Source organism: Nocardia sp. NBC_01329 (assembly GCF_035956715.1).
GTDB lineage: Bacteria > Actinomycetota > Actinomycetes > Mycobacteriales > Mycobacteriaceae > Nocardia.
The window spans coordinates 1,192,547-1,218,761 of the sequence record NZ_CP108381.1 but is presented as its reverse complement, the minus strand read 5'-3'; the positions used below and the strand labels follow the sequence as shown (position 1 = coordinate 1,218,761).

Sequence of the window (26,215 nt, the reverse complement as noted above, 5' to 3'; positions counted from 1 at the left end):
TATCACCTTGTGAGACCATTGGAATATGGAGCTGGTAGAGGTTCTTCGCAACCCTGTGCGAATCCGCATCATCAACACCGTCATGGATGGCCGCGAGTTCACGGCCGCTTCGTTGCTGGATCGGCTACCCGATGTCTCGCGGCCGACGTTGTATCGCCAGCTCGCCGTGCTGCTCGATGCCGGAATATTGGTCGTGCATCGCGAAGAGCGGCGCCGCGGAGCAGTCGAACGGACCTACCGATTCGCACCCGGTGGCGCGGCGATGCCGCCCGCAGAAATGGCCGCATTGACCACCGACGATCATCAATCATTGTTCGCTGCAGCCATGAGTGTGCTGGCGTCGAGCTTTCAGCACTACCTGCACACCCCCGGCGCCGAGCCCTACCGCGACAACGTCTCCTACATCCAATTGCCCGTGTGGCTCACCGACGACGAACGCGCCCACCTCATAGCTCAGCTCCAGAAAGTCCTAGAATCGGTCGCCTCGAACGCACCGGAGGGTGAGCGACGTAAGTACCTCATCAGCCCGATCTTCTTTCCGCTACCGACGTGATGCGATGAATGGGGGCGTCGAGGTCGACCCCACGGGCGGTGGTCACCATTCGGCGGACATCCGCTTGTTCCGGCAGGGCGGCCTACCGGAGCGGCTCCGGTAGGCCGCCGCCTGGATGCCATCTCAGCGCTGCCTGCGGTCGAGCCCGCCGACCACGCGAACCGCCTCGGCAATGGCACGAAAGTCTTTGCGCAGGATGCTGCTGTGGTTGCTGGACACCTTGGTGTGAATCTCGATGTCGGGGTTGCGTTCGACTACCTTGTGCAGGCTCGCACGGATGCGTTCCTGCTCATCGCCTTTGCTGCCGAGTGAGGAGCCGGAGGCGTTGACGTAGCGGGTCGGCACGGTGATGTTGTCCATCACGGGCCCAGTTCACGCTCGCGTGCGATCTCGCCGAGCTCGATGTTGCTCTCGGCCATCTGCTCCGCGGTCATCCGCGGGGCCATGCCGATCGGGCGCAGCAGCGGCATCACCCAGCCCAAGCGGCGCCACAGCTTACACATGCCTTCTATATCGATCTCATCGATCCAGCCGTGTGGTTGCGCTCCGTCGACCAGGACCGCGCCGATAGCCCGATCGTTGCAAGTATACTGCACGCAAAACGGACAGGCCCGATAAAAAAACCTCTGACCTGCCCTTATGCAGTGGTCCCAGCTGGGATCGAACCAGCGACCTTCCGCGTGTGAAGCGGATGCTCTCCCGCTGAGCTATGAGACCGGGATGAACAGATTCCGGGAGCTTTTCGAAGCCCTCCGAACGAGAAGGAACTTTAACACGCACCACCCGTCCGCCACCAAATCACCCCGTTGTCGTTCATCTACCGAACTTCCGGCCACCGATCCACCCATGACCAATCCGAAGTCAGCCGCCGACGGTCCGCACGCCCACTACCCCACCCCTGCGTGGCCGAGAAATGACATGCATGTGATTTATGCACATCTACCAGGCGATTTGTGGGTTCCGTCGAAGGTGGGCTAATGTTCTGTCTCGCACCACGGAGGACCGAATGGCCGCCGGGGATGTGGAATGCGGATGTAGCGCAGCTGGTAGCGCATCACCTTGCCAAGGTGAGGGTCGCGGGTTCGAATCCCGTCATCCGCTCGAGAGGTAGGGCCAGGCGCAATGAATGCCGTCCCCCTTTGCGCGGTGGAGTGGCCGAGTGGTGAGGCAACGGCCTGCAAAGCCGTGCACACGGGTTCGATTCCCGTCTCCACCTCGCGCGATTAGCTCAGCGGGAGAGCGCTTCCCTGACACGGAAGAGGTCACTGGTTCAATCCCAGTATCGCGCACCAGTTCAGAACAGTCGAAGAGGCACTTTCCGGAATATCCGGAAAGTGCCTCTTCTGCTTTTCTCGGTGGCTATGCCGCGTAGCGGAGAATCCCGGCGATCTGCACGCCGTCGGGCAGATCATCGGTGCGGACGGCCAGCACCCGGCCACCGGTGAGCAGGACGCGGCGGCTGATCTCGTCCAGGATTCCGGGTGCGTCGATCTCGTCCGGCTCACCGAACGAGACCGTGCCGTCGGCGGATACGGTGCCGGGGACCGAGGCGTCGATATCGACGAGCAAGGTGTCGACAGCGCCCGCGACGGCAGCCCTGGCGAGATCGGATACGTCGGTGGCGGCCCGGCCTTCACTGCGGCGCCGGTTCAGCAGCTCGGTGAGCTCGGCCAGCTGCGCGGCGTAGTGGCGGTCCAGAATCGGCCGGGAGCGCTCGGCCAGCTCTTGGTCGGAGGCGTTTTCCGGGTTGCCGGGGATACTCTCGGCCAACAGGTTGTCGTAGCTGTTCACCGAGCGGAACAGCGAATCGGTCGGTTCGGTGGCGGCGAGGATCAGCGGAACGTGGCGGCCGGACAGGAAATCACGGAGTTCGGTATCGATGGCGCGGGCGTACTGGCGGACCCGCATCTTGCGGCCCTCCTCACCCTGAACCCGGCGTTTCGGAGCCCGATCGCCGAGACTGGCTTTTCCGGCGTGATCGGCCGCGCTGGGCGGCAGACCCGGTATCCGCACCGTGTACGCGGGTTTGTCGGCGGTCACCTCCACCAGGCGGACGCCGCCCTCGGCAAGCGCCAGCACGAACGCGGACTGCGGGAAGGTCACCGCGCGCAGCAGGCGTTTGAGGTAGAAGCGGTCACCTACCGTTTCGGAGGCGTTGAGCTCGTTGGGCAGCCGGTAGGTACGGATCCGCGTCGGGGTGGCCAGTACGACCAGGGTGCGCGACTGATAGCGCCAGAATTCGGCGTCGTCGATGTGGACGTCGAACTCCTCCTCCAGGGCCGTCCGGGCCTTGGAGTCGGTGACCTGGTCGAGCGCACGCCGGACCTGGTCCCCGAACGCGATCCGGTTGCGATCCGGGTTGGCCGAATCGGATTCGGTGGGGGTGTAGATCGAGACGCACCAATCATCGGTCGATGCCGCGAGCGCTTCGAGTTCGCCGCGGGTCGGGATATCGGTGTGCAGCACGAAATCCTCCACATCTGTCGGTCGGATCAGCGCGCCGGCATCCGGTGGAACCGTGTCCGAACTCTCGGCGGCCGGTCGTGGCGGGCTCGTCTCCGGAGATGCTTCGCGAAGGTCGCCGGTGGATCTACCGCCTCGGCAATCACTCGGCAAACTTCATTAGATCACAGGTCCGCGCTCTCCGATCCGCCCTCGCCGGGTTCGGCACGCCGCATGCCGCACCGAGGGAGGATCCATCGACTATCCGCCCTCCCGCGCAGGATGACGACGGGCTTCCGGCCTGCGCGGGAAGCCAGCGGCCCAGAGCTCGGACCGGGCCCCGTCCGGACTTCTGGATGGTCGGCGCCCTCGCGCACAGCTCCACCGGCCACCGGGATTGTCGGCGCACGCGGTTAAGCTGACCCGCACGAACTCGAGCCGGCCGGTCCGCCGGAATCCGACAGGGGGTGTGCGTGCAGACCGAACCAGCCCGCGACGTATTGCCGGACGGTCCGGCCGCCGCGGATACCGAGGACTTCTTTCCCGACGATCTGCGCGATCACCTGTCCTTCGGCATCGAGGAATGCGTGCACGAATTGGCGGGGCTCGTCGACGATTACGCGGTCGACCGGGAACGGGCCGGCACGATCCTGCGGCTGCGGCTCGGTATCTCCGGAGATCGCCCCGAAACGCTCACCCGGATCGGCGCGCGGCTGGACTTCTCCCGCGACCGTGCTCGCCAATTGCATACGAAGGCGGTCGGCGAACTGCTCCGGCATACGGCCCGCGCCGGACGGCTACCGGTCCCGGAGTACGCCCGGCGCTACCCCGTCGGCACCCGGGATTCGGTACTGACGCGGGCACTGCTGGCCGAAACCTACGCCACCGATACCGATATCGCCGTGAACGATCTGTCATACCTGAAACTGCGCCTGGCCGGGCATACCGCCACCGACGCGAAACGGGTCGCCGGCTTCGTCACCCAGCGCATCGTGGGCTGGCGCAAGAAGACCAACCACCTGCTGTCCCGTCTGCGCGCCGCCGGGGCACCCGCCGGGCCACCCGCACCGTGGACCTATCGGATCGATTGGCCCACGGGATTCGGTGGGCCCGCGCCGCTGCCCACCACCTCGGCCCGCACCTTCGATCTGGACGACGACGGTCGCGGCCGGTTCTATCTGCGCAAAGCCGGACGCGATATCGGATTCGACTCCGGACTGGAGGCCCGGCTCCTGCGCCTCTTGGACACCGACGACCGGATACACACTTTCCAGGAGTATCCCGACGCCGTCGGGTACGCGGTGGACGGTGAGGAACGGCTGCACTTCCCGACCGTGGTCGCCGAACTGACCGACGGCCGCCGGGTACTGATCGACGAACAACCGCTGGGATACCTCGGCTTCCACGGAAACCGGACGAAATCGGCGGCCGCGCGCCTCTGGGCCCACGACAACGGTTGGGGCTGGCTGCTGTGGACCGGAAGCGCGCTGGGCGAAGCCGAGCTCGTCGCTCGCCGGGTTCCCGGTGAGATCGAGGAACGTCTCACCGACCTGCTGGCGGCGGGGCCGGTCCGTCTGCCGGCACTACGGCAGCTGCGGGCCGACACCGGATTCGAATTCCTCGACCTGCTCACGCTGGTCCTCCGGAACGAATGGCGCTGGGAGCGTGCGCCTTTCCGCTTGGTCGCACGCTCCTAGACACGGTCGCGGCCACATCCCCGCCGCCCGCGCGCTGTACCAGCCACCACCGCGCCGCTGCACCGAGACCGGTAGCACCGTCCACCATCGGGCCCGGGCAGCCGCTCCGGACCGAGCGGCTGCGCTCCGGACCGGTTCCGCGCCGACCCTCAACCTTTCAGGGCTTGACCAACATGGTCGCCGCAATGAAAGTCGCGAGCAACAGCATCACGAACACGACGATCAACTGCCAGTTGTCGATGGTTTTGTGCAGGCGCCGGATAGTGTCCTCCAACGCGTGGTGCATCCGCTGCTGGTCGGCTATCCGGCGGTCCACCGCCGCCACCGCCTCGGCCTGATCCCGGGCACGCTGCGCGGTGCGCTCCATCCGGGAGACCGTTCTGGCGAGCTGCCGCTTCTTCTCCCGCATCGCCTGCCGCGCTACAGCCAGCGCGGTGCGCTGTGACATCAGTTCCAGACGCTGCCGCTCGAGCAGCATCGCCTGGGTCCTGGTGTGCTTCTCCCAGTCGGTCACAGCCGCCCATCCCTTCCTCACGTGATCGCGGTATCCCCACGCGACCTCACCTGCCACCCACTGCCGGAGGAATTCCCGCAACTCGTAGGGTCGTTCACCCGGCGCGACCAGACCTGCGGGACCGGTCTCCAGCATGCCGCTCACCGCGCGGTACTCACACGAGACGGGCGCGAGGTCGGCGATGCCGAGGGCGGGCAACTGGGACACCCAGAAACCGGGGGCGCACAACCACAGCACGTCCGCGTACCCCAGCGCGCGCAACCGGTCCGCATGTTCCTGCGCGAGTTCCTGAGTCAGTGGGCCGGTACGCACCTCGATCGCGAACTGCTCGGTGCCGCGCCGCCACCAGACGTCGACGGTGACAGGACCGGCGCGCCGATCCACCACCGCCTCGTCGGCACCGAACGCGAGTAGCCGACTAGCCAGCCAGTACTTGAGTCGCTGCGCGTCCCACTGCGACTCCACACAGCGAGCACAGCCGCAACCGTAACCCGATGTGGTCTTCTCCGCGGTGTCCGTACCCACCGGACCGTCGGATATACCCAGGTCGGACAACATCGTCCGGCGCCCACACCGTATTTCAGTCCGCCGCTTCGTCTGCATGCGACCACCCATCTAACCCGTCCCACCATGTCGGCCCGACACCACGCCGACATATCCAGGGTGCTCCACAAATGCCGGTCACCGCCAGGTTTCTGCCCAGCAGTTACCCAGATGGGACCCGCGCAACCTTCGCGCCCCGGGGTGTCCCGGTCACCGGATCGGCGGGTGCCAGGACCGTACGTACCAGGGTGCGCAACCACGCGTGCGCGGGATCGGGGGTGTTGCGCGGATGCCAGGCCAGCGAGATCGTCACTTCCGGCAGCGGCAGCGGTATCTCGAAGGGGCACAGTCCCAGGGCGGGCAGAGCGGTGGCCGCGACGACTTCGGGCGCCGGGCACACCGCGGCGCCGGAACGCACCGCCAGCAACGCCGTTGTCAGATCGGGGACAGTGGCCACGACGCGGCGGGTGCGACCGTGCAGCGCGAGCCTGTCGTCGATGGGACCGCGGGCGATACCGCGCGCCGAGATACTGATATGGGCCGCGGCGGCGTACGCGGCAACGGTGACCCTCTCGGTGACCAGCGGATGCTCGGGAGCCGCGACACCGATCAGCCTGTCTCCACGTACTCGTTCCACCCGGGTCTGCGGATCGGCCTGTGCGATCACCCCGACCTGGACATCGATCCGGCCGTCGCGCAGCGCGCTCACCGATGCGTCCGTATCACCGGGCACGAAGCGAAGAGTCACCCCGGGCGCGTGCGCGCGGACCTCGGTGAGCAGCCGGGCGGCGAGTTCGGGCAGCACCGCGTCGTCGACGTGCAGCGCGAACCCGCGCACCAGGGCGTTCGGGTCGACCGTATCGGGTTTGGCCAGCAACGCCCGGCCCTGTTCGACGAGCGCGCTCACCTCGAATCGCAACTCCAGCGCCCGCGGGGTCGGCACCAATTGGCGCCCGGCGCGCACCAGCAGCGGGTCGCCGTACACCCGGCGCAACCGGCCCAGGGCGCGGCTCATCGCCGGCGGTGAAGTGTTGAGCCGCTCGGCCGCTCGGGTGACGCTGTTGGTCTCGAGCAGGGCGTGCAACGCCACCAGCAGGTTCAGATCCAGATCCGGCACGGCCGGATCAGGCTCGGGAGGGCGAGCCGGTGGACTGTGCTTCGGGCTCGGTGGTCGCCGATCCCGCTTCGGTGGTCGCCGGTTCCGTTGCGGTGGTCGCGGACCCTACGGTCCCGGGTTCGCCGATCTCCGATTCGGTCGTCGCGGAGGCCGACTCCGCAGCTCCCGATTCCGGCTTCGGTGCACCGTCGTCCGGCTCCGTCGTCCCGGACCCCGGCTCCGGGCCGGTGGCTGCCGGTTCGGTGGCCCCCGTTACCGGATCAGCTGGTCCCGGTTCGACCGGGGTGGCTGCCGCCGGCTCCGCGGCCTGCGAAGCATCGACCGGCGGCGCCGGGTCGGCGGACTGCGGCTCGGGCAGCACAACCGGATAAGCGGCCGCCGCGGCCTGGGCCGCACGCATATCGAGCCGCACCGTCGGGCTGTTGGATCGTTCGGCGATACCCGCCGCCCGTTTCTCGGCCGCCGCCCGCCGGGCCGCGTCCGCGGCCCGCGCGGCCTCCACCGGCGACTGAGGGGCGGCAGTAGGCGACGGATCATCCGCGGGGTGGCCGTTGGGAGCCGGTGCTGCCGCGGCCTCCGGACGCGGCATATTCGGTGGCTGCGGCGCGGTCACCGGCCACCGGGTGTTCACCGGCTCCGGCGCGGTCACCGGCCGGATCTCGTTCGCCGATTGCGGAGGCGCCCCCGGCGCGGGCTGCGTGCCAGACCTCTCGGTAGGGCCGGCCGGTGGGCCACCGGGAACCTCGATAATCCTGGTCCGGTCGTCGGCCCCGGGGAGCGCCGACTCCGGCAGCCGCACGGTCGGGGGCTCGGATACCACCGGCTGTCCACCCGATGATTCGGGCCGGGCGGCGCCGGTGTGGATCGGCTCCGTCGCACCGGTGTGCGGTGGTGGTGACGGCGCGCCAACAGCGTTGTACGGGGCGGCGCCGGGGTCCTTCGCGACCGGTCCCCGTTTCCGGCGCGACACCGCCTTGTAGTCCCCGGGCCGGGCCGGGCGCACCCACTGTGCGATGCGTGCTGCGAGCGGAAGGTTCACTCCGAGATCGGCCAGCAATTCATCGATATCGCGAAGTGCGTAGGGAGTGACGGAGGCGCCGTGCGCGTGGTGACCGCCGGTGTACTCCTGCATCCAGCGCAGCCGGGCCTCGATCCGCTCGCTCATCGTCTCCGTGGGTGGCAGCGGCAGGCTTCTGCTGAGCAGGGCCGAGGTCCAGTGCGCGCCCACTTCCGCGCCCACCGCGCTCAGCAGTGACGAGTTGTAGCCGGCGAAGGTCAGATGCGGTACCTGCAGCGGCAGGATCTGCCGGTACAGGCGGAAATTGCCGTTGTCATCGGTGAGCTGACGCTGCACGTACGGAGTGAGGAAGGGAACTCGCTGCTGGAAACCGGTGGCGCAGATGACGATATCCGCTCGGACCAGGCGGCCGTCGGACAGTTCCGCGTACGGTCCGGCCTGGCTACCGCCCAGCGCGGCAACATCCGTCCCGCCGCAGACGGTGATACGGCCGGCGGCCACCTGTTCGGCGAAACCGTCCGCGACCAGGCCGAACGCAGCCTCATGCGCCTGCTCGAACCGCACCGGCGGTATCAGGCCCAGTTCCGCGGCACCGGAGCGCTGCGCCACGAGCGATTCGACGAGATCGAGGTTGCTCTCTCGGAAGGAGCGGCCCGGACCGTGCAGCAGCCGCTCGAACCGGCCGGGCTCGGGATGACGGAAATGGGCGGCACCGGTTCGGGTGAGCAACACTCGCTCAGCATCCAGTCCAGTGGCCAGGCGGCGCGGCATCTTCCACAAGAGCCGACGCGCCACCACCGTCGTCTGGGCGGCCACCCGGCTGATCTCGGTGGCCAGATCGCAGGCCGCGGCACCGTAACCGACCACCACGACCGACCGGTCGCGCACCGCGTCCACATCCAGGAACTGGGTGCTGTGCCCCAATTGACCACCGGCGCGCCCGAATTCGGTCGCACCGGCGAAATCGGGCACCTCGGGTTCGCTGAACACACCGTTGGCGATGACGAGGTGATCGCAGGAAGTGCGGTGCACGCCGTCGAGGTCGCGGATCTCGAGCAACCAGCCACCGTCGACCGGATCGGCCGCGACCACCTCGGTGCGCAACCGGAGCCGATCGGTCAGGCCGAAGGCCCGCACGTAGCTCGCCAAGTACTCCTGCATCCGCGCTCCGTCGAGCACCCGTGGGTAGTCGGCGGGCATCGGATGGTCGGAGAAGTGGTAGGTGTTCTTGCTGCTCTGCGCGCGTAAGCCCGGGTAACGGCGAGTCTCGCTCCACACGCCGCCGATATCGGGGGCTCGGTCGAATACCTCGACCGCGAACCCATCCTCACTCAGGACCTTCGCGCAGACCAGACCCGCGATACCCGCACCGACGATTGCGATGCGGTTCCCGCTCCTCATGGGCGAGAGATTACGTCGGATGTGTCCGGCAGCAAAGCTGAAGGCTCCATTACGCCGATCACCGCAGGTCGCGGGAGGCCGGCCGCGTACCCGGAAGAGCTGTCCGCGCGTGCGGCCCCGCCCCGCCGGACCTGCGGACACGCTGGTGCCCCGACGGCCTGTGGTCTCATTGGAATATGACCACTGTCACCGTGGACCGGGCCGGACTGTGGGACGCCGAAGCGCTCAGCGATGTCGCCGCCGCGACCTTTCCACTGGCCTGCCCGCCGGGTTCGGATATCGACGATATCGAGGTGTTCCTGGCGGAGGTCCTCTCCGGTGAACGGTTCGGCGAATACCTGTCCGATCCGGCACGCACGGTACTCAAAGCCGTTGCCGACGACGAGATCGTCGGATACGCCATCCTGCACAGCGGCCCACCGGACGACCCGGAGGTGGCGGCGGCGGTCATCCTGGATCCGGTTCTCGAGATCAGCAAGATGTACGTGCTGCCCGGCCATCACGGGACCGGTGTATCGAGTGCGCTCATGCGCGCGGCGCTGGAGCAGGCTCGCGACGCCGGCTACGCCGGTATCTGGCTCGGCGTCAACCAGCAGAACCCGCGGGCACAGCGCTTCTACGCAAAATACGGGTTCCAGCAGGTGGGTACGAGAACTTTTGCCGTGGGACGTCAGGTACACCACGACTACCTGCTGCGCCTCGAATTCTGACGAGCGGTCTCAGCTCAGCATGCGCTGCTTCAGCGTGTCGACCTCCGCGGAGCTCAGACCGAGGCCTTCGCTCACATAGCGGTCGAAACTGCCGTAGCTGCGCGCGACCTGATCGAAGGCCGCATCGAGCCACTCCTGCCGCACCCCGCCCACCGGATCACCGGCCGCGGCGGCACGGTAGTTGTTAGAGAGTAGATAATCCTCGGTGACCGTGGCCCGATCCACCCCGAGCACCGTGAGCAGGACCGCGGCGGTCCAGCCCGTCCGGTCTTTACCCGCGGTGCAGTGGAACAGCACCGGCCCGGGCTCGGCGCCGGACTCGGCGATATCGCGCAGCACTCCGGCCACTGCCTGGTTCGCTCCCGGGGCGGTGATGAACGCCCGGTAGAGATCGTTGCCCCCGGCCAGCGTAGACATCAGTTCCGGCAGCGGGGCGGCGCCGATCATGTCGTACCAGTTGGCGCGGGCACCGACGGGCACCCGGTCCGGTCCCAGCGCACGCTCGTAGACAGTGCGCAGATCGTCGACCTCACGGACCCCGAGCCGGGTCAGTTCGGCCAGATCCGCCGGGGTGAGATTGTCGAGCTGATCGGTGCGGAAGGCGATACCGGTGCGTACGGTGCGACCGTCGGCGGCGCGGTACCCACCGAGATCACGAGCGTTCGGCGCCCCCACCAGATGCAGGGAGCGATCGATGGTGAGCACGTCACCGACCGCCGGTGGAGCGGCGACACCGGCCGCCACGGCAGGCCCGAACGCCACCAGGGCGCCGGTGAGAACAGCGGCCGCTACCCGCGCCGAACGATGAACCATGGCGGAACTCCCATCGTGCTCGCCGGCACCGCCGCGCGGCGTGCCCGACTCAGCAAACCAACCCATCGGTCGCGGGTCAACCGGAAAACGGCGCGTCGCCGCATGTCCCGGGCGGCGTGGCAACGCGGCCGGACGGGCCCGGCTATCGCCGGGCTGCGTTCAGGCCGGGACTTCGAAACGCGACAGCGCCAGCAACCGGGATACCGCGCGCAGGTACTTCTTGCGGTACCCGCCGTCGAGCATCTCCTGGGAGAAGATCTCGTCGAGTTTCGCGCCGGAGACCGTCACCGGGGTCCCCGCGTCGTAGAGACGGTCGGCCAGCACCACCAGACGCAGAGCCACCGCCTGGTCGTTCACGGGGTGCACGCCGGAGACGAACACCGCGGATACGCTGTCGATCAGTGCACCGAACTTGGAGGGGTGCAGCGTGCTCAGATGGCGCAGCAGGGCGTCGAACTCGTCCAATGTCGCACCGGGTGTGGCCGCGGCCCTTTCTGTCAGCTGCGCCTCGCTGCTCGGTTCGGGGGCGGGCGGCAGATCGCGGTGGCGGTAGTCCGGACCGTCGACCCGCACGGTATCGAAGATGGCACCGAGCTTCTTGATCTCGCGCAGGAAATCCTGGGCCGCGAACCTGCCTTCTCCCAATTGGCCGGGCAGGGTGTTGGAGGTGGCAGCCACCGACACTCCGCGCGCGGAGAGCTCGGTGAGCAGCCGGGAGACCAGCATGGTGTCGCCCGGATCGTCGAGTTCGAATTCGTCGATGCACAGCACGCTGTTCGCCGACAGCCGCTCGACCGCGTTGGTGAACCCCAGCGCGCCGACCAGGTTGGTGAGTTCGCCGAAGGTCCCGAACGATTTGGGCGCCGGGGCGCTGTGGAATATCGAGGCCAGCAGGTGCGTCTTACCGACGCCGAAACCACCGTCGAGGTACAGACCCGCACCCTGGGTCTGTTTCTTCTTCCCGAAGAACGTTTTCTTGTTCGCGGCCCTGTGGATGGCGGTGACCTTCTCCGCGAAAGCGCGGGCCGAGGCCACCGCCGCGGCCTGGCTGGGCTCGTTCGGGTCGGGGATGTAGGTGTCGAAACCGACCTCGTCGAACATGGGCGGCGGTACCATCTGGGCGACCAGCTGGTCGGCGGGGACCTCCGGACGGCGGTCGACGAGGCGCATCGGCATGGACGTAGCGTAATGACGTGGTGTGAGCTGTCGGTATGCAGCGTATCCCCGATGCGACCCAGCTCACAGACCTCGACGGCGACGAGCTCGCCGATCTGTACGCCTACCCGGGCAAACGGGAACAGAGTTGGCTGCGGGTCAATTTCGTCTCCAGTATCGACGGCGCCGTCACCGGCCCCGGCGGCGTCTCGGGTGCCCTCGGCACACCGGCGGACAAGCGGGTGTTCCATCTCCTGCGCGAATTGTGCGAGGTGGTGCTGGTCGGCGCGGGCACCGTACGCGCCGAGAACTACGGGGGCGCGCTAACCGATCCCCGACTGCGCCGCGATCTCTTCGGCCGGGGCATCGGCGGTCACGCCGACGGCACCCCGCCCCCGATCGCGATCGTGACCGCCTCCGCCGCGCTGGATCCCGAGCACCGGGTGATCACCACCGCCCGCACCCCGACCTTGATCCTCACCACGGCGGCGGCGCCCGCCGAGCGGAAACGCGCCCTCGCGGACGCGGGCGCGGAGGTGATCGAGATCGGTGACGAGGTCATCGAGCCGCGGGCGGTCCCGGAGGCGCTGACAGCGCGCGGGTTGCGCCGGGTGTTGTGCGAGGGCGGCCCGCAATTGTTCGGATCGTTGGCGGCCGAGGGCGCTGTCGACGAACTCTGCCTGACCACCGCGCCTCTGCTCGTCGGCGGTGCGGCACGCCGGATCTCGGTGTCCCACGAGGAATTCGGCCTGCGCATGACCCCGGCGCATCTGCTCTTCGACACGGACGGGACGATGCTCATCCGCTGGGTGCGCGGATGAACCCGCGGCGGCGGGAACTCGTGGCGGTGACGGCCGCGCGGGTGCGAGGCGTCCCGCTCGGGCGAATCCGATCCGGACCTGGCAGGGTGTAGCGCATGCGCTGGACTCGGGCAGTGGTGCCGGCCTCGGCACTTTTGATCATGATCGCCGGATGCGGTGCCGGTCCGTCGGACCGCCCGCACGTGGCCGTCGAACGTCCGCCTGTGGCAGGCGATTCCACTACGTCGGCCCAGGTCCCGCCACCACCCGCCGCCGAGGTCCCGAAGAAGGACCTACCCTGGCGCGATTGCACCCGCGAGACGTTCGACCGGTCCGGAATGGGTCCGGGACCCGCCGGCCTGGTGCTGGAATGCGCCGATTTCTCCACTCCGATCGACAGCGCGGGCACGGTACTGGGTAACTTCCGCGCCGGTGCGGTGCGTGCCCGGCTGCCGCAGACCCCGACCGACGCCGCACCGGTCGTACTGACCTCGGGTGTGGACCGATCCTCCGGCGCGACCCTCGCCGGTCTCGTCACCGGGCCGGCGAACGCGCTGCTCACCGCACACCCGGTGGTCGCGGTGGACCGCCGTGGTATCGGCACATCCCAGGCGATCGATTGCCTGCCCGCCGATATCCGAGCGGGCCTGCAGGACAATGCCCAGTTCAGCCCGGGCGGCGATCCGGTGACCGGCATGTCCGATCTCTCCCGCAACGCGACCATCTCCTGCCGTGACTTCCTGCAGCCCTACGACGGCACCTTCGACGCCGCGCACGCCGCCGACGATATCGAGCAGTTGCGCCGGGAGTGGGATGTCGACCACATCGCCGTTCTGGGTACCGGTAGCGGTGCGCTGGTCGGGATGGAGTACGCCCGCAAATACGGCGACCGACTGGCACGACTGGTCCTCGACTCCCCCACCCCGGTGGGGGTGGACACGATCACCCGGACCGAAACAGCGGTCCAGGGTGCAGAGGCCGCACTGAACGCGTTCGCGCAACAGTGTGCCGGGCTCTCCTGTTCGCTCGGACCCGATCCGCGCGCCGCTGTGACCGCGCTGGTGCAGAAAGCCGCCGACGGACAGCTGGGCGACATCTCGGCAAACGCGGTACGCACGGCCGTCACCGGGTTCCTCGGCAGCCCGCGGGCGGACCAGACCGGCCGGGTCGGCGAATTCGCCGACGCGCTGTCGGCGGCCGGTCGCGGCGATGTGGGGGCGCTGAAGGCAGTCATCGACAACCAGGAAGCCGCCACCGCGACCGACGGCCAGTTCGTCAACGGCTGCACCGACCTGCCGCAGACCCCACCCGTAACCCAGATCACCGATCTGACCGGCATCTGGGCGCAGAAGTACCCCGCGTTCGGACGCGCCGCCGCGCTGTCGATGATGGCCTGCTCGGCGTGGCCGGTCACCGATGCGCCGCCCGCGCTGGAGAAGTTCGAACTGCCGGTGCTGGTGCTCACCGGCGTCGGCGACCCGGTCACCGGGGCTGCCCAGGCATCGGTGACCGGCGCGCTCGGCGCTGCGGGCGCCCGGAGCTCGACCATGACCTGGCAGGGCTGGGGTCATCCGGTGAGCGCCCATTCCGGGTGCGCGCAGACCGCGCTCGTGGACTACCTGAGGGACGGCCGGTTGCCCGGCGACGGCACCGCCTGCCCGGCTTGAACGCAGCCCCTCGAAGGCGTCCCGAGCAGGACCCGAGGCGCGCCTGACCGGCGCGTCGAGGGTGGGCCCCGGCAACACCACGGCACCGCCCGGTGTACCGTGCCGTGGTGTTCCTTCGACAGCTCGAGCCCCGCACTGCTCGAACAACCGCCGACGTGATCCGGTTCGCGCTCTGGCCGCTGGCGGTCATGACCGTGCTGAACCGGGTGTTCATCAAGGCTGTCAACGGTTTCGTCACCGATGACTACAAGCCGGTCTACCAGGCTTCGCTGGACTTCCTGAACGGGCGTGAGGTCTACACGGCGAATTTCGACTCGGTGGACCCGCACTACCTGTATCCGCCGAGTGGAACCCTGCTGATCGCGCCGATCGCGGTGATCGACTACGAGAAGTCGCGCTGGCTGTTCATCCTGCTCAACGCTGTCGCCATCCTGATCGCCTGGTATCTGCTGCTGCGATTGTTCAACTACACGCTGCGCTCCATCGCCGCCCCGGTCCTGTTGCTGGCGATGTTCCTGTCCGAGACGGTGATCAACACACTGGTGTTCACCAACGTCAACGGATGCCTGCTGTTGGCGGAGATGCTGTTCCTCATCCTGCTGTTACGACGACGCGATGTCTGGGCAGGTGTGGTCCTCGGCCTCAGTATGGCCGTCAAACCGACGCTCGCACCGCTGCTGCTCATCGCGCTGGTGCGCAAGCAGTGGACTCTGGTCGCCACAGCCGTGACCGTGCCGATCGCGCTGACCGCCGTCGCCTGGCCGCTCTCGCGCGACCCGGAGCGTTTCTTCACCAGCACCGCACCGTATCTGTTCGAAACCCGGGACTACTTCAACAGCGCCATCCCCGGCAACGCCGAGTACTACGGGCTGCCGCCCTGGCTCACCTGGACCATCCGGATCACCATGGCCGTTCTGGTTCTGATCTCGCTGTGGATCCTGTACCGCTACTACCGTGAGGACGAACTCTTCTTCGTCACCACCGCATCCGGTGTACTGCTCACCGCCTCGTGGCTGCTCGCATCGCTGGGCCAGATGTACTACTCGATGATGTTGTTCCCCTTCCTCATGTCGGTGGTGCTGCGCAATTCCGTCCTGCGCAACTGGCCGGCCTGGCTGGCGGTGTTCGGGTTCCTGTCCTACGACAAATGGCTGTCGGACCGCTGGCCCGATATCGGCCGCAACCTGGAGTATCTGCGCATCACCTTCGGCTGGGGGCTGCTGCTGGTCGTCGTGTTCTGCGTACTCGGCGACCGGTACCTGGCCGCCCGCCGCGCCGGTCGGCTGCCGCACCTGGATCCGGTGTGGATGGCCGGCGCACCGGATTCCCGGGATACCGGCGTGGACGATTTCGCCGCTCCGACGCGACCGGGCCGGCGGCCCGTTCCGTCCGCGCCCGTCGACCCCGAACCCGCCGGTGCACGCGTCGCCGAGACCCAGACGGTACGCGGCTGACAGGAGACGCGGTGCGGTCCACGTATTAGCGTGGAGGTATGAGCTCCGAAACGGACGCGACCGACACCTCTCTACCCGCGCCGAAGATCCAGTTGAGCCCGCAGCAGTGGCGGGCGAAACTGGACCCCGCAGAGTACGCGGTGCTCCGCGAAGCAGGCACCGAACGGCCGTTCACCGGCGAATACACCGATTCCGAGACCGAAGGGGTCTACAGCTGCCGGGCCTGCGGTGCGGAACTCTTCCGTAGTACGGAGAAGTTCGAATCGCATTGCGGATGGCCGTCCTTCTTCGATCCGGCGGCCTCGGACGCGGTGCTGCTGCGCGAAGACGTTTCGCTGGGGATGCGCCGAGTCGAAGTGCTGTGCGCCAACTGCCACAGCCACCTCGGACACGTCTTCGAGGGCGAGGGGTACCCGACACCCACCGACAAGCGGTATTGCATCAACTCGATATCCCTGCGCCTGCACCCCTCGACCGGCACAGCGGAGTGACCTCACCGCCCGCCCAACGGAGGTAACGGCCGCCCGGCCGGCACGACCTCGGTTCCGGAGGTCGGGCCGGGTGGCCCGGATCAGGGCAGCGCGGCGATGAGCTGGTCGAGGTCGACCCGCGGCCCGGTGTAGAACGGGGTCTCCTCGCGGACGTGCATCCGCGCCTCGGTCGCGCGCAGGTCGCGCATCAGATCGACGATACGGTGCAGTTCCGGCGCCTCGAACGCCAGAATCCACTCGTAGTCGCCGAGTGCGAACGAGGAGACCGTGTTGGCTCGCACATCGGCATAGCCGCGCGCTTCCTTACCGTGGTCGGCGAGCATCTTGCGGCGTTCGTCGTCGGGCAGCAGATACCACTCGTAGGACCGGACGAACGGGTAGACGCAGATATAGTTTCCGGCCTCCTCACCGGCCAGGAAAGCGGGGATATGACTCTTGTTGAACTCGGCGGGCCGGTGCAGCGCCACATTGCTCCAGACCGGGGTGCTGGCCCGGCCCAGCTCGGTGGTCCGCCGGAAATCGGCGTAGGCGGCCTGCAGATCCTCGACCCGCTCCGCGTGGGTCCACACCATGAAATCGGCGTCGGCGCGCATCCCGGCCACGTCATAGACACCGCGTACCACGACCCCGCGGTCGGCCAGACCGTCGAAGAATTCGCGGGCCTCCTTCAGCGCCGTCGTGCGGTCGTCCCCCAGCACTCCGGGCCGCGCCTGGTACACGGAGAACATGAGATAGCGGATGGTGGAGTTGAGAGACTGGTAATCGAGTCGCGCCATGATCCCATCGTGCCACTCGCCCGATCGTGTACAGGGCGGGGCCGGGAGATCGAGTCTGCGACCGCACCGCCGTCGCCACGCAACGGGTAGATATCAGGCCGACGCCGCCGTAGCGCCGGCGGCGATCCGCGTCGCGGCGCGGGACGCCGCCGCGACGCAAGCCGGTACACCGACACCGTGCAGATAAGCCCCGGTTACCGCGAGATCGTCGAAATCGGCCAGCGCGGACTCGATCTCGGCGACTCGTTCGGCATGGCCGGGTGCGTACTGGGCGAGCCCACCGGGCCAACGCTGCACGACCGCGGAACGCGGGACGATCGGCACCCCTGTCACCGTTGCCAGATCGGCGGTGGCGGCATCGATCAGTTCGGCGTCGGAGAGGCCGAGCACCGTGTCGTCGCCGAAACGCCCGAAGGAGACCCGCACCAGCGCGGTGTCGCGGGCGGCCAGATGCGCCCATTTGCGGCTGGACAGGGTGAACGCCTTGGCTCGCAGCGACTCTCCGGTCGCGACCAGAACACCCGAATTCGGCGGCAGCGCGGTGTCCTTCGGCAACTCCAGTGCGACCAGGGCCGAGGACGACAACTCGATCCCGGCGGCCGCGTTCGCCGCCGTGGGAGCGATACCGACCAGCAATCGGGCGGTCACCGGGGCCGGAGTCGCCAGCACGACCGCCTCGAACTCGCCCAGCGGATCGATCGCCCAGCCGCCGGCTGTCCGCCGGATTTCTGTGACGGCAGTATCCCGGGCGGTGGTCGCCGCCGTATGCGCGGCCAGCGCGGCCAGCAGCGCGCCGTATCCGTCACGCAGCGCGCCGAACACCGGCGCGTTCGAGGACGGGGGCAGCGCCTCCGCCACCGCCTCGGTGAGCGACGCCGCGCCACGGTCCAGCGCGGCCGCCAGCGCGGGCAGTGCCGCCCGAACCCCGATAGAGCGGGCACTGCCCGCGTACACACCGCCGAGCAACGGGTCGACGCTGCGCGCCACGGTCTGCTCACCGAAGCGGTCGGCCACCAGCGAATGAACGTCGATATCGGCACCGGGCCGCCAGATGAGCGGGCGATCGGGTTCGGTCGCGATCCGCTCGACCGTCGCGGCGTCCACCAGCCCTTCGACAGCCGCGGCCCCGGCCGGAATGCCCATCAGGGTACGGCCGGGCAGCGGGTGGATACGACCCTCCGACCAGATCAGCGGACGCAACCCGGCGGGATGCACCAGCTGATCGGCGAGACCGAGTTCGCGCAGGAGTTCGGGGACCTCCGGCCGCCGCCCGACGAACGCCTCCGCCCCTAGGTCGACCGGCTCACCGGCGATCTCGCTGGTGAGCAGAACTCCACCGAGCCGGTCCCGGGTATCGGCCACCGTGATCGCGGCCGAATCCCCGAGCGCCCGGCGCAACCGGTACGCCGCGACGAGCCCGCTGATCCCCCCACCGACTACCGCGATTCTCATACCCCGGCCGGGTCGGCTCACAGTTCGTGGACCAGTTCGACCAGCGCGGTCAGCACGCCGGGGTCGGTCTCGGGAAGGACCCCGTGGCCGAGATTGAAGATATGGCCCGCCGCGCCCATGGCCAGCGCCGCATCCGCCTCCTCGGCGATCCGGCGTGCCTCGGACTCCACCACCGGCCAGCCCGCGAAGAGCACCGCGGGGTCGAGATTGCCCTGCAACGCTTTTCCGGCGCCGACCCGCCGCACCGCCTCGGTCAGCGGCAATCGCCAATCGACGCCGACCACATCGGCGCCGACCTCGCCCATCGCGCCGAGCAGTTCCCCGGTGCCGACACCGAAATGGATCCTGGGCACCCCGGCGTCGGCGAGCTCGGCGAATACCCGTTCCGAATGCGGGAGCACGTAGCGGCGGTAATCGGCCAGCGAGAGCGCCCCGGCCCACGAGTCGAACAGCTGTACCGCATCCACCCCGGCCGCGAGCTGGGCACGCAGGAACACAAGGGTGATATCGGTGAGGGCGCCGAGCAACGCGTGCCAGGCCGTGGGATCACCGAGCATCATGGCCTTGGTGCGCTCGTGATTTTTGCTGGGGCCGCCCTCCACCAGATACGACGCCAGCGTGAACGGCGCGCCCGCGAACCCGATGAGCGGGGTCTGCCCGAGTTCGTCCACCAGTAGCCCGACCCCGTCGGCGACCGCGCCCACTTCTTCGGGCCGCAGCCGCGGCAGTGCTTGCACGTCGGCGGCCGTCCGCACCGGCGAGGCGACCACCGGACCGACGCCGGGCACGATATCGAGATCGATGCCGGCCGCTTTGAGCGGAACGACGATATCGGAGAACAGAATGGCCGCGTCGACCCCGTGGCGCCGGATGGGCTGCATGGTGATCTCGCAGACGAGTTCCGGGTCGAAACACGACTCCAGCATCCCGACACCGGCCCGGACCTCGCGGTATTCCGGCAAAGAACGGCCTGCCTGGCGCATGAACCACACCGGGCGCCGAACCGGTGCGGCGCCGGTGGCGGCGGCCAGGAACGGGGCATCGGACAACCGGCGGCGCGTGTATGTGCTCATCACACGCCATCGTATGCGTCCCCGCACGCGTGTCCGCACACCACAGCCGGGATCACCGATCACCACCGATCCGCCGCCCTGGGCGGTGGGTGGGCACGCACCCGGAACGGGTTGCGCGGTGTTTACCACGAGCGGGCCCGCGCACGCAGCAACAACGGTCGCCCGGCGCGCCTCCGCACGCCCCGGGCGCTACGGGTCTACCGTCATTCCCCGTGACACCGCTCGATATCCGCGACGGCGCACCCGATGATGGGCCCGGCGACGAACCCGCAGCGTTCCGTGCTGCCGTCTCGGCGATGGGCGCCGCGTCCGTGCACCCGCGGATCGAGCTGTCCCCGACCCGTCCGCCGCAGCGTCTCGCCCCCTACTCCTACGCGCTCGGCGCCGAGGTGATCCACGAGGACTCGCCCGTCGTGCCGATCGATTCCGACGGGGACGCTTTCGGGCGCCTTATCCTCCTCCACGACCCCAACGGCGACGACGCCTGGCACGGCGTATTCCGCCTGGTCGCCTATATCCAGGCCGATATCGACGGAGCCCTGGCCGCCGACCCGCTGTTACCCGAGGTCGCCTGGAGCTGGCTGGTGGACGCCCTGGAATCCAGGGAGGGACCGTTCACCGCGCTCGGCGGAACGGTGACATCCACCAGTTCGGTGCGCTACGGCGATATCGCCGGTCCACCGCGCGCGCATCAACTGGAACTGCGCGCATCGTGGACCGCCCGCACCACCGAGATGCGGCCCCATGTGGAGGCGTTCGGCGAAGTCCTGGCCTACGCGGCGGGTCTGCCGCCGGCCGGGATCACCGATCTGCGCCCCTCCCCGGCCACCGATACCGACCGTGGTTGAATATCGGACGTGGCTCCGGCCACGTAGAGTGGCCCTTTATGCCGGTAGTAGAGGAGCCCGAACACCTGTCCGGTGACCACCCGGATGGTGGCACCGGCCTGCCTCCGGCGTCCGATCCGGGGCCACGGGGCGTCGCTGCCGATACGGCGTCCGATTCCGATACGGCCGAGTCCACGGCCGTCCCGCTGCTGGTTCCCGCCGACGGTATCCCCCCGGTCTGCCGAACCGCCGAGGCCGTGGCGGCGGCCGCCGAGCATCTCGCCGCCGGTACCGGGCCGCTGGCAGTGGACGCCGAACGCGCCTCGGGTTTCCGATACTCGTCGCGGGCATATCTCATCCAGTTGCGCCGCGCGGGCACGGGCACGGTGCTCATCGATCCGATACCGGTCGCCGACGCACTGCAGCCGCTGGCCGAGGCGATCAACGGCCTGGAATGGATTCTGCATTCGGCTGACCAGGATCTGCCCGGCCTGGCCGAGCTGGGGCTGCGCCCGGCGGCGCTGTTCGATACCGAGCTGGGGGGGCGCCTGGCCGGATTTCCCCGGGTCGGGCTGGCGGCCATGGTCGAGCAGTTGCTCGGCCGGGCATTGCGCAAGGGTCACGGCGCCGCGGATTGGTCCACCCGGCCGCTCCCGGAGGCCTGGCTCAATTATGCCGCCCTGGATGTGGAACTACTGATAGAGCTGCGTTCGGCAGTGGCCGCGTCGCTGGCCGATCAGGGAAAGACCGAGTGGGCGGCACAGGAATTCGAACATATCCGGCTTCTCGAGCCCTCCGCACCGAAACCGGACCGCTGGCGGCGCACCTCCGGTATCCATACGCTGCGCCGGGCTCGCCAGCTGGCGATCGTGCGTGAGCTGTGGACCACCCGCGACGCCCTGGCGCGCGGCCGGGATATCGCACCGTCGCGGATACTCCCGGATTCCGCGATCATCGCCGCCGCGAAGGCCGACCCCGCATCCATCGGACAGTTGCGGGAACTACCGGTCTTCGGCGGCCCGCGTCAGCGCCGCTACTCCCGGGAATGGCTCGGCGCGGTAGAACGCGCCCGGCTGTTGCCGGACGAGGAGCTGCCCCGGATGAGCCAGCCGTACGACGGCCCGCCCCCGGTGAACCGCTGGGAACGCCGCGATCCCGTGGCCGCGGCCCGGCTGGCTCGGGCTCGCGCGGTGATGACCCGGATATCCGAGCGGGTGGCGGTGCCGGTGGAGAATCTGATCTCCCCCGATCTGGTGCGCCGACTGTGCTGGGATGGCCTGCCCGATTACCGCAGCGACCAGGACACGACCGGCGGGGTTTCCGCGGCCGTCGAAGGTTTCCTGGAAACTCACGGTGCCCGGCCCTGGCAGCGGGAACTCGCCGCCGAGCCGCTCGCGGCCGCGCTGGCGGACCCGTCCGAGGACTGACGGAACAGGGGCCCAGCGAGGGTCCATCCGTCAGCCTGAATCGGCCGCACCCGGAGCGCTACCGGTCTCGTGTGCCGACGGTCAGGGCGCATCCAGCCAGCCGGTGACCCGGCGGGCGATATCGGGGGCGGTGAGACCGAGTTCCTGCCGTACCTGGGCGATGCTGCCGTGCTCGAGGAATTCCTGCGGGATGCCGATATCGCGCGCGGGTACGTCCAGACCCGAGGCCCGCAGCCGAGCCGACACGGTCGCCCCGATTCCGCCGTGCAGACCGCTGTCTTCCAGCGTCACCACCAGGCGGTAGTTCTCGGCCAGTTTGACGACGGTATCGGAGACCGGCAGCACCCAGCGCGGATCGATGACCGTCGCGGTGATTCCGTCGGCCTCCAGCAGCTCCGCAGCCTGCAGCGCGGCCGGTACCAACGCGCCGATGGCCACGAGCAGCACATCGCCGCGCTGGGCCTGTGCCGAAGGGCCCTCCCGGTCCGGCAGCCACAGCACATCCACACCGTCGAGCCGTTCCATCGCCCGGATCTCGGCGCCCACACTGTCCTTGGGGAACCGCAACGCGGTCGGACCGTCGCTCACAGCCAGCGCCTCGGCCAGTTCCTCGGCCAGGGTCGCGGCGTCGCGCGGCGCGGCGACCCGCATCCCGGGCACGATGCCGAGCAGCGACAGATCCCACATACCGTTGTGGCTGGCACCGTCGGCGCCGGTGATACCGGCGCGATCGAGTACCAGGGTGACCGGCTGTTTCAGCAGCGCCACATCCATCAGCAGCTGATCGAAGGCGCGGTTGAGAAAGGTCGAGTAGATGGCAACCACCGGATGCAGCCCGCCGAGCGCGAGTCCCGACGCCGAGGCCAGTGCGTGCTGTTCGGCGATACCGACATCGAAGAGCCGGTCCGGGAAACGGTCACCGAACGCGGACAACCCCGTCGGCCCCGGCATGGCCGCGGTGATCGCGACAATGTCCTCGCGGCGCTCGGCATGGGCGATGAGTTCCTTGGAGAACACCGAGGTCCAGCTGACCGCAGTCCCGGTGCTCACGGATTCGCCGGTGAGCGGGTCGATGGGTCCGCAGGCGTGCATCTGATCGGCCTCGTGGTTCTCGGCCGGTTCGTAGCCGTGCCCCTTCTGGGTAACCGCGTGCACGACCACCGGACCACCGAAATCCTTGGCGTGCCGCAGCGCCGACTCGAGGGCGATGAGATCGTGGCCGTCGACCGGGCCCACGTATTTGAGCCCGAGATCGCTGAATAGCTCCTGCGGACTCACCGCGTCCTTGATCCCGGCCTTCACGGCGTGCACCATCGAATACGCGGAATCACCGACGCCCGGAATGCTTTTCAGGAAGCGGCGGCCCGTGTCGAGCATATGCTCGTACACCGGCTGGGTACGCAGCGCCGTCAGCCGATCGGCCAGCCCGCCGATGGTCGGCGCGTAGGAGCGGCCGTTGTCGTTGACCACGATGACCACCCGACGGTCCTTCGCGGCGGCGATATTGTTCAACGCCTCCCAGCACATACCGCCGGTGAGCGCGCCGTCACCGACCACGGCCACGACATGACGGTCCTGCCCGGTGAGCGCGAACGCCTTGGCCAAGCCGTCGGCATAGGACAGTGAGGCCGAGGCGTGCGACGACTCCACCCAATCGTGCTCGCTCTCGGAGCGGCTCGGGTAGCCCGACAGCCCGTCCTTTCGGCGCAGGGTGTCGAAGCGGTCCTTACGACCGGTCACGATCTTGTGCACGTAGGCCTGATGCCCGGTGTCGAAGAGCAACGGGTCGGCGGGCGAATCGAAAACCCGGTGCAGGGCGAGGGTGAGTTCCACCACCCCGAGGTTGGGCCCCAGGTGGCCGCCGGTGACGGCGACCTTGTGCACCAGGAACTCGCGGATCTCGGCCGCCAGCTCCCGCAGTTGCGGTGCCGAGAGCCGACGCACGTCTTCGGGCGTATCGACCCGGGAAAGCACTCCCACCTGATTCGCTCCCTCCGGATAGCGCAGTTGATCCGACCAGTCTAGGAGCCGCGGCCGACTGCACCACCCGGACGGCGAGCCGTACGCACCGCCGTGCCGGGCCGGAACCGCGGTCCGGCGTATCGGTCCAGCCTAAGGTGAACAGCGGGTGCCGCGCGAACCGCGTCCGGCCGCGAGCCCCGGGACAGCGGCGCACCGACGGGCGCCGGAGACCGACCGTGAGGAGACCGGATGACCCAGCCGCAGGCCGGGACGGTGACCGTATTCGGGTACGGCACTGTGCGCGCCGCCCCCGACTCGATCGTGCTGACAGTCGGCGTCGAATGCCGCGCGAGCACCGTGAGCCTGGCCTACGACCGAGCAGGCCGGAGTGTGACGGCGCTGACGGCCGCACTCCGCGAGGACGGCGTCCCGGCCTCCGATATCGGTACCGGCATGCTGTCGGTGCGGTCGGATACCGCCTGGCAGGACGGCACCTCGCGGGTGATCGGTTATATCGCGTCCAGCACGCTCACGGTCAACCTCTCGGCCACGGCCGATCCGGCACGGCCGGCTCCGTCGGAGATCGTGGCCCATGCCGTGGCGGCGGGCGGTGACGACGCGCGGCTGGGCGGTCTGCGGCACACTTTCGCCGACCGGGAGCGGCTGCTGGAGCGCGCCCGGGACGCCGCGTGGGACAACGCGCTCGACAAGGCCCGGCAGTACGCGCGCCGCGCCGCTCGCGAACTGGGGCCCGTGCTCGAGATCACCGAACACACCAGCGCCCCGCCGCCGCAACAGCCCGCCGACCCCGGCGGTATCCGGATGGTCGCCGCGTCCGCCCCGGCGGCGGTGCCGATCGAATCCGGCGAAGCCGAGGTCACCGCCACGCTGCGCGCCACCTGGCAACTGACGTAGCAGCTCACCGAATTCGCCCGGTCGACTTCAGCGTTCCAGGAGCGCAAGGCATTCCACGTGATGGGTGGCGGGGAAGGCATCGAAGGCGCGCAGCGCGCTCAGCGCGTATCCGGCCTCCAGGTAGAGGCGCAGATCGCGAGCGAACGACGCCGGATCGCAACCGATGTGCACGATCCGGTCCGGTTCGGCGGCGGTCACAGCGTGCACCACGGATTTGCCCGCGCCGGCCCGCGGCGGATCGAGCACGACGGCCCGCGGCCGCGCCCCGCGGTGCCCGGCGGTCCACGCTTCGACCCGGCCGGTCCGGAGTTCCAGCCACGGCAGGTCCGCGAGGGCGGCTTTCCCATCGGCGACCGCGGCCGACGCGGATTCCAGGGCAAGCACCGCGCCGGTGGATCCGACCTGTTCGGCAAGCCGCGCCGCGAAGACCCCCGCGCCGCTGTACAGATCCCAGGCGGTCGCGCCGGTTCCCGGATCGGCCCACTCGGCGACGATATCCGAATAGCATTGTGCGGCACCGCGATGCGCCTGCCAGAACCCTGCCGCGGAAACCTCCCAGCGACGGCCCGACACGTACTGAACGGCCCGGCCGCTACCCTCGACCACCCATTCGTCGCGGTCGGTACGGGCGGCGGCCCGCCGGGCCGCAGTGCGACGGCGTTGCGCACCCGGTGTCCCCGGCTCCGTGCCCGCCGCGGCCGCGCGATCGGAGCCGGACCGCGGCCCACGCGAGCCGCCCGCCCTCCTGTCCGCGCGGCCACCCGGCCCGGACCGGCCGCCGCGGCGACCGGTCTCCGGTGGGGCGATTTCGACGATATGCCGGGCTCCGGTGTCATCGATCGCGATCACCAGCTCCGCACCGGGTGTCCAACGGCTCGAATCGATACCGTCCAGGGCTCCCGGCACCGGCTGCGGGCAGCGCAGATCGGTCAGCACACCGGTGCTGCGGTAGCGGTGCACGCCTGCCCTGCCCGCGGCGTCCACCGCCAGCCTGATCCGGGTCCGCCAGCCGCCGGTATCGTCACCGGATCCGGTGATGGGTTCCACGTCGACCGCGCGCTCGATTCCGGTGATCCGGCTCAGTTGCTCGGCCACCACCGCGGCTTTGAGGCGGCGCTGCGCCGACGCGGTGGCGTAGGAGAAATCACAGCACCCCGCCCCGCCCGGCCCCGATACCGGACAGCCGGCCGGCACTCGGTCCGGTGAAGGCTCGACGATCTCCACGGCATCGGCCCGGCAGAACGAGCCGCCCCGATCCTCGGTGACCCGGGCCCGCACCAGTTCGCCGGGCAGGCCGTGCCGCACGAACATCACCCGGCCCTCGTGGCGGGCCACACAGAATCCTCCGTGTCCCGGTTGTCCGAGCCGTACCGAGAGCACACGATCACGCCAGGAACTCATGCGAACC

At 69.0% G+C, this 26,215-nt stretch carries 23 protein-coding genes and 4 tRNA genes; 13 read left to right on the top strand and 14 right to left on the bottom strand.

Going from position 1 to position 26,215, the window contains the following annotated elements:
- Window positions 1-25 precede the first annotated feature (25 nt).
- Complete coding sequence (locus tag OG405_RS05755) at window positions 26-553, top strand: helix-turn-helix domain-containing protein (protein ID WP_327150584.1); 528 nt, start codon at window positions 26-28, stop codon at window positions 551-553.
- Window positions 554-676: 123 nt separating this feature from the next.
- On the opposite strand, the gene OG405_RS05750 is transcribed toward OG405_RS05755, so the two are convergent.
- From OG405_RS05750 to OG405_RS05740, 3 genes are all read right to left on the bottom strand, one after another.
- On the bottom strand, window positions 677-916 hold the full coding sequence (locus tag OG405_RS05750) for a hypothetical protein (RefSeq protein ID WP_327150583.1): 240 nt from the start codon (window positions 914-916) through the stop codon (window positions 677-679).
- Window positions 913-1,149 (bottom strand): hypothetical protein, encoded by a 237-nt coding sequence (locus OG405_RS05745; protein WP_327150582.1) that lies wholly within the window; start codon window positions 1,147-1,149, stop codon window positions 913-915. The genes OG405_RS05750 and OG405_RS05745 overlap by 4 nt, the downstream gene beginning before the upstream one ends.
- Window positions 1,150-1,198: 49 nt before the next feature.
- Window positions 1,199-1,270: transfer RNA gene (locus OG405_RS05740), tRNA-Val, on the bottom strand.
- 311 nt (window positions 1,271-1,581) lie between these two features.
- Between OG405_RS05740 and OG405_RS05735 the strand changes: the two genes are divergently transcribed.
- From OG405_RS05735 to OG405_RS05725, 3 genes are all read left to right on the top strand, one after another.
- Window positions 1,582-1,654, top strand: a tRNA-Gly gene (locus tag OG405_RS05735).
- Between the two features lie 44 nt (window positions 1,655-1,698).
- Window positions 1,699-1,769: transfer RNA gene (locus tag OG405_RS05730), tRNA-Cys, on the top strand.
- A gap of 1 nt (window position 1,770) precedes the next feature.
- Window positions 1,771-1,845 (top strand) — tRNA-Val (locus tag OG405_RS05725).
- Between the two features lie 67 nt (window positions 1,846-1,912).
- On the opposite strand, the gene OG405_RS05720 is transcribed toward OG405_RS05725, so the two are convergent.
- Entirely contained in the window at window positions 1,913-3,019 is a 1,107-nt protein-coding gene (locus OG405_RS05720) for a baeRF11 domain-containing protein (RefSeq protein WP_327150581.1), read from the bottom strand.
- Between the two features lie 449 nt (window positions 3,020-3,468).
- On the opposite strand from OG405_RS05720, the gene OG405_RS05715 reads away from it, so the two are divergent.
- Window positions 3,469-4,692 (top strand): sigma factor-like helix-turn-helix DNA-binding protein, encoded by a 1,224-nt coding sequence (locus OG405_RS05715; protein WP_327150580.1) that lies wholly within the window; start codon window positions 3,469-3,471, stop codon window positions 4,690-4,692.
- A gap of 157 nt (window positions 4,693-4,849) precedes the next feature.
- Here the strand turns inward: OG405_RS05715 and OG405_RS05710 are convergent, their stop codons facing one another.
- From OG405_RS05710 to OG405_RS05700, 3 genes are all read right to left on the bottom strand, one after another.
- The gene (locus OG405_RS05710) at window positions 4,850-5,764 is read right to left on the bottom strand and encodes a hypothetical protein (RefSeq protein WP_327150579.1); all 915 of its coding nucleotides are present in this window, start codon (window positions 5,762-5,764) and stop codon (window positions 4,850-4,852) included.
- A gap of 148 nt (window positions 5,765-5,912) precedes the next feature.
- Window positions 5,913-6,866 carry a LysR family transcriptional regulator gene (locus OG405_RS05705; protein WP_327150578.1) on the bottom strand — a complete coding sequence of 318 codons (954 nt, stop codon included), beginning with the start codon at window positions 6,864-6,866 and terminating at the stop codon, window positions 5,913-5,915.
- Window positions 6,867-6,873: 7 nt separating this feature from the next.
- Window positions 6,874-9,285: a flavin-containing monooxygenase gene (locus OG405_RS05700; RefSeq protein ID WP_327150577.1), complete on the bottom strand. Its 2,412-nt coding sequence runs from the start codon at window positions 9,283-9,285 to the stop codon at window positions 6,874-6,876.
- 176 nt (window positions 9,286-9,461) lie between these two features.
- Between OG405_RS05700 and OG405_RS05695 the strand changes: the two genes are divergently transcribed.
- The gene (locus tag OG405_RS05695; protein ID WP_327150576.1) at window positions 9,462-9,995 is read left to right on the top strand and encodes a GNAT family N-acetyltransferase; all 534 of its coding nucleotides are present in this window, start codon (window positions 9,462-9,464) and stop codon (window positions 9,993-9,995) included.
- Between the two features lie 9 nt (window positions 9,996-10,004).
- On the opposite strand, the gene OG405_RS05690 is transcribed toward OG405_RS05695, so the two are convergent.
- Together OG405_RS05690 and zapE are read right to left on the bottom strand one after the other, a co-directional pair.
- The gene (locus tag OG405_RS05690) at window positions 10,005-10,808 is read right to left on the bottom strand and encodes a tyrosine-protein phosphatase (RefSeq protein WP_327150575.1); all 804 of its coding nucleotides are present in this window, start codon (window positions 10,806-10,808) and stop codon (window positions 10,005-10,007) included.
- 159 nt (window positions 10,809-10,967) lie between these two features.
- Window positions 10,968-11,984: a cell division protein ZapE gene (zapE, locus tag OG405_RS05685; protein WP_327150574.1), complete on the bottom strand. Its 1,017-nt coding sequence runs from the start codon at window positions 11,982-11,984 to the stop codon at window positions 10,968-10,970.
- Window positions 11,985-12,019: 35 nt separating this feature from the next.
- On the opposite strand from zapE, the gene OG405_RS05680 reads away from it, so the two are divergent.
- The 4 genes from OG405_RS05680 to msrB all read left to right on the top strand — a co-directional run bounded on the left by OG405_RS05680 (window position 12,020) and on the right by msrB (window position 16,375).
- Complete coding sequence (locus OG405_RS05680) at window positions 12,020-12,784, top strand: pyrimidine reductase family protein (protein WP_327150573.1); 765 nt, start codon at window positions 12,020-12,022, stop codon at window positions 12,782-12,784.
- A gap of 95 nt (window positions 12,785-12,879) precedes the next feature.
- A complete protein-coding gene (locus OG405_RS05675; protein ID WP_327150572.1) occupies window positions 12,880-14,430 on the top strand; it encodes an alpha/beta hydrolase in 1,551 nt (516 codons plus the stop codon).
- A 107-nt stretch (window positions 14,431-14,537) separates the two neighbouring features.
- Window positions 14,538-15,884, top strand: a complete 1,347-nt coding sequence (locus tag OG405_RS05670) for a glycosyltransferase family 87 protein (RefSeq protein ID WP_327150571.1) — start codon at window positions 14,538-14,540, stop codon at window positions 15,882-15,884.
- Between the two features lie 38 nt (window positions 15,885-15,922).
- Window positions 15,923-16,375, top strand: a complete 453-nt coding sequence (gene msrB / locus OG405_RS05665; protein WP_327150570.1) for a peptide-methionine (R)-S-oxide reductase MsrB — start codon at window positions 15,923-15,925, stop codon at window positions 16,373-16,375.
- Between the two features lie 80 nt (window positions 16,376-16,455).
- Here the strand turns inward: msrB and hemQ are convergent, their stop codons facing one another.
- The 3 genes from hemQ to hemE all read right to left on the bottom strand — a co-directional run bounded on the left by hemQ (window position 16,456) and on the right by hemE (window position 19,676).
- Window positions 16,456-17,151: a hydrogen peroxide-dependent heme synthase gene (hemQ, locus tag OG405_RS05660; RefSeq protein WP_327150569.1), complete on the bottom strand. Its 696-nt coding sequence runs from the start codon at window positions 17,149-17,151 to the stop codon at window positions 16,456-16,458.
- A gap of 93 nt (window positions 17,152-17,244) precedes the next feature.
- Window positions 17,245-18,603, bottom strand: a complete 1,359-nt coding sequence (locus tag OG405_RS05655; protein ID WP_327150568.1) for a protoporphyrinogen oxidase — start codon at window positions 18,601-18,603, stop codon at window positions 17,245-17,247.
- A 17-nt stretch (window positions 18,604-18,620) separates the two neighbouring features.
- Window positions 18,621-19,676 carry a uroporphyrinogen decarboxylase gene (gene hemE / locus OG405_RS05650; RefSeq protein WP_327150567.1) on the bottom strand — a complete coding sequence of 352 codons (1,056 nt, stop codon included), beginning with the start codon at window positions 19,674-19,676 and terminating at the stop codon, window positions 18,621-18,623.
- Between the two features lie 296 nt (window positions 19,677-19,972).
- Here hemE and OG405_RS05645 point away from each other — a divergent pair, with 296 nt between their 5' ends.
- Together OG405_RS05645 and OG405_RS05640 are read left to right on the top strand one after the other, a co-directional pair.
- Entirely contained in the window at window positions 19,973-20,524 is a 552-nt protein-coding gene (locus tag OG405_RS05645; RefSeq protein WP_327152231.1) for a DUF3000 domain-containing protein, read from the top strand.
- Between the two features lie 38 nt (window positions 20,525-20,562).
- Window positions 20,563-21,930: a ribonuclease D gene (locus tag OG405_RS05640; protein WP_327150566.1), complete on the top strand. Its 1,368-nt coding sequence runs from the start codon at window positions 20,563-20,565 to the stop codon at window positions 21,928-21,930.
- 81 nt (window positions 21,931-22,011) lie between these two features.
- On the opposite strand, the gene dxs is transcribed toward OG405_RS05640, so the two are convergent.
- Entirely contained in the window at window positions 22,012-23,910 is a 1,899-nt protein-coding gene (gene dxs / locus OG405_RS05635) for a 1-deoxy-D-xylulose-5-phosphate synthase (protein ID WP_327150565.1), read from the bottom strand.
- Window positions 23,911-24,141: 231 nt separating this feature from the next.
- Here dxs and OG405_RS05630 point away from each other — a divergent pair, with 231 nt between their 5' ends.
- Window positions 24,142-24,807 carry an SIMPL domain-containing protein gene (locus tag OG405_RS05630; protein ID WP_327150564.1) on the top strand — a complete coding sequence of 222 codons (666 nt, stop codon included), beginning with the start codon at window positions 24,142-24,144 and terminating at the stop codon, window positions 24,805-24,807.
- Window positions 24,808-24,834: 27 nt separating this feature from the next.
- Here the strand turns inward: OG405_RS05630 and OG405_RS05625 are convergent, their stop codons facing one another.
- Complete coding sequence (locus tag OG405_RS05625; protein ID WP_327150563.1) at window positions 24,835-26,208, bottom strand: class I SAM-dependent RNA methyltransferase; 1,374 nt, start codon at window positions 26,206-26,208, stop codon at window positions 24,835-24,837.
- Window positions 26,209-26,215 lie beyond the last annotated feature (7 nt).

Coding starts and splice junctions, on each gene's coding strand:
- OG405_RS05755 (WP_327150584.1), top strand. CDS start 26: ATGGAGCTGGTAGAGGTTCTTCGCAACCCTGTGCGAATCCGCATCATC.
- OG405_RS05710 (WP_327150579.1), bottom strand. CDS start 5,764: ATGTTGTCCGACCTGGGTATATCCGACGGTCCGGTGGGTACGGACACC.
- OG405_RS05700 (WP_327150577.1), bottom strand. CDS start 9,285: ATGAGGAGCGGGAACCGCATCGCAATCGTCGGTGCGGGTATCGCGGGT.
- OG405_RS05695 (WP_327150576.1), top strand. CDS start 9,462: ATGACCACTGTCACCGTGGACCGGGCCGGACTGTGGGACGCCGAAGCG.
- OG405_RS05690 (WP_327150575.1), bottom strand. CDS start 10,808: ATGGTTCATCGTTCGGCGCGGGTAGCGGCCGCTGTTCTCACCGGCGCC.
- zapE (WP_327150574.1), bottom strand. CDS start 11,984: ATGCCGATGCGCCTCGTCGACCGCCGTCCGGAGGTCCCCGCCGACCAG.
- OG405_RS05680 (WP_327150573.1), top strand. CDS start 12,020: ATGCAGCGTATCCCCGATGCGACCCAGCTCACAGACCTCGACGGCGAC.
- OG405_RS05675 (WP_327150572.1), top strand. CDS start 12,880: ATGCGCTGGACTCGGGCAGTGGTGCCGGCCTCGGCACTTTTGATCATG.
- msrB (WP_327150570.1), top strand. CDS start 15,923: ATGAGCTCCGAAACGGACGCGACCGACACCTCTCTACCCGCGCCGAAG.
- hemQ (WP_327150569.1), bottom strand. CDS start 17,151: ATGGCGCGACTCGATTACCAGTCTCTCAACTCCACCATCCGCTATCTC.
- OG405_RS05655 (WP_327150568.1), bottom strand. CDS start 18,603: ATGAGAATCGCGGTAGTCGGTGGGGGGATCAGCGGGCTCGTCGCGGCG.
- hemE (WP_327150567.1), bottom strand. CDS start 19,676: ATGAGCACATACACGCGCCGCCGGTTGTCCGATGCCCCGTTCCTGGCC.
- OG405_RS05645 (WP_327152231.1), top strand. CDS start 19,973: ATGGGCGCCGCGTCCGTGCACCCGCGGATCGAGCTGTCCCCGACCCGT.
- OG405_RS05640 (WP_327150566.1), top strand. CDS start 20,563: ATGCCGGTAGTAGAGGAGCCCGAACACCTGTCCGGTGACCACCCGGAT.
- OG405_RS05630 (WP_327150564.1), top strand. CDS start 24,142: ATGACCCAGCCGCAGGCCGGGACGGTGACCGTATTCGGGTACGGCACT.
- OG405_RS05625 (WP_327150563.1), bottom strand. CDS start 26,208: ATGAGTTCCTGGCGTGATCGTGTGCTCTCGGTACGGCTCGGACAACCG.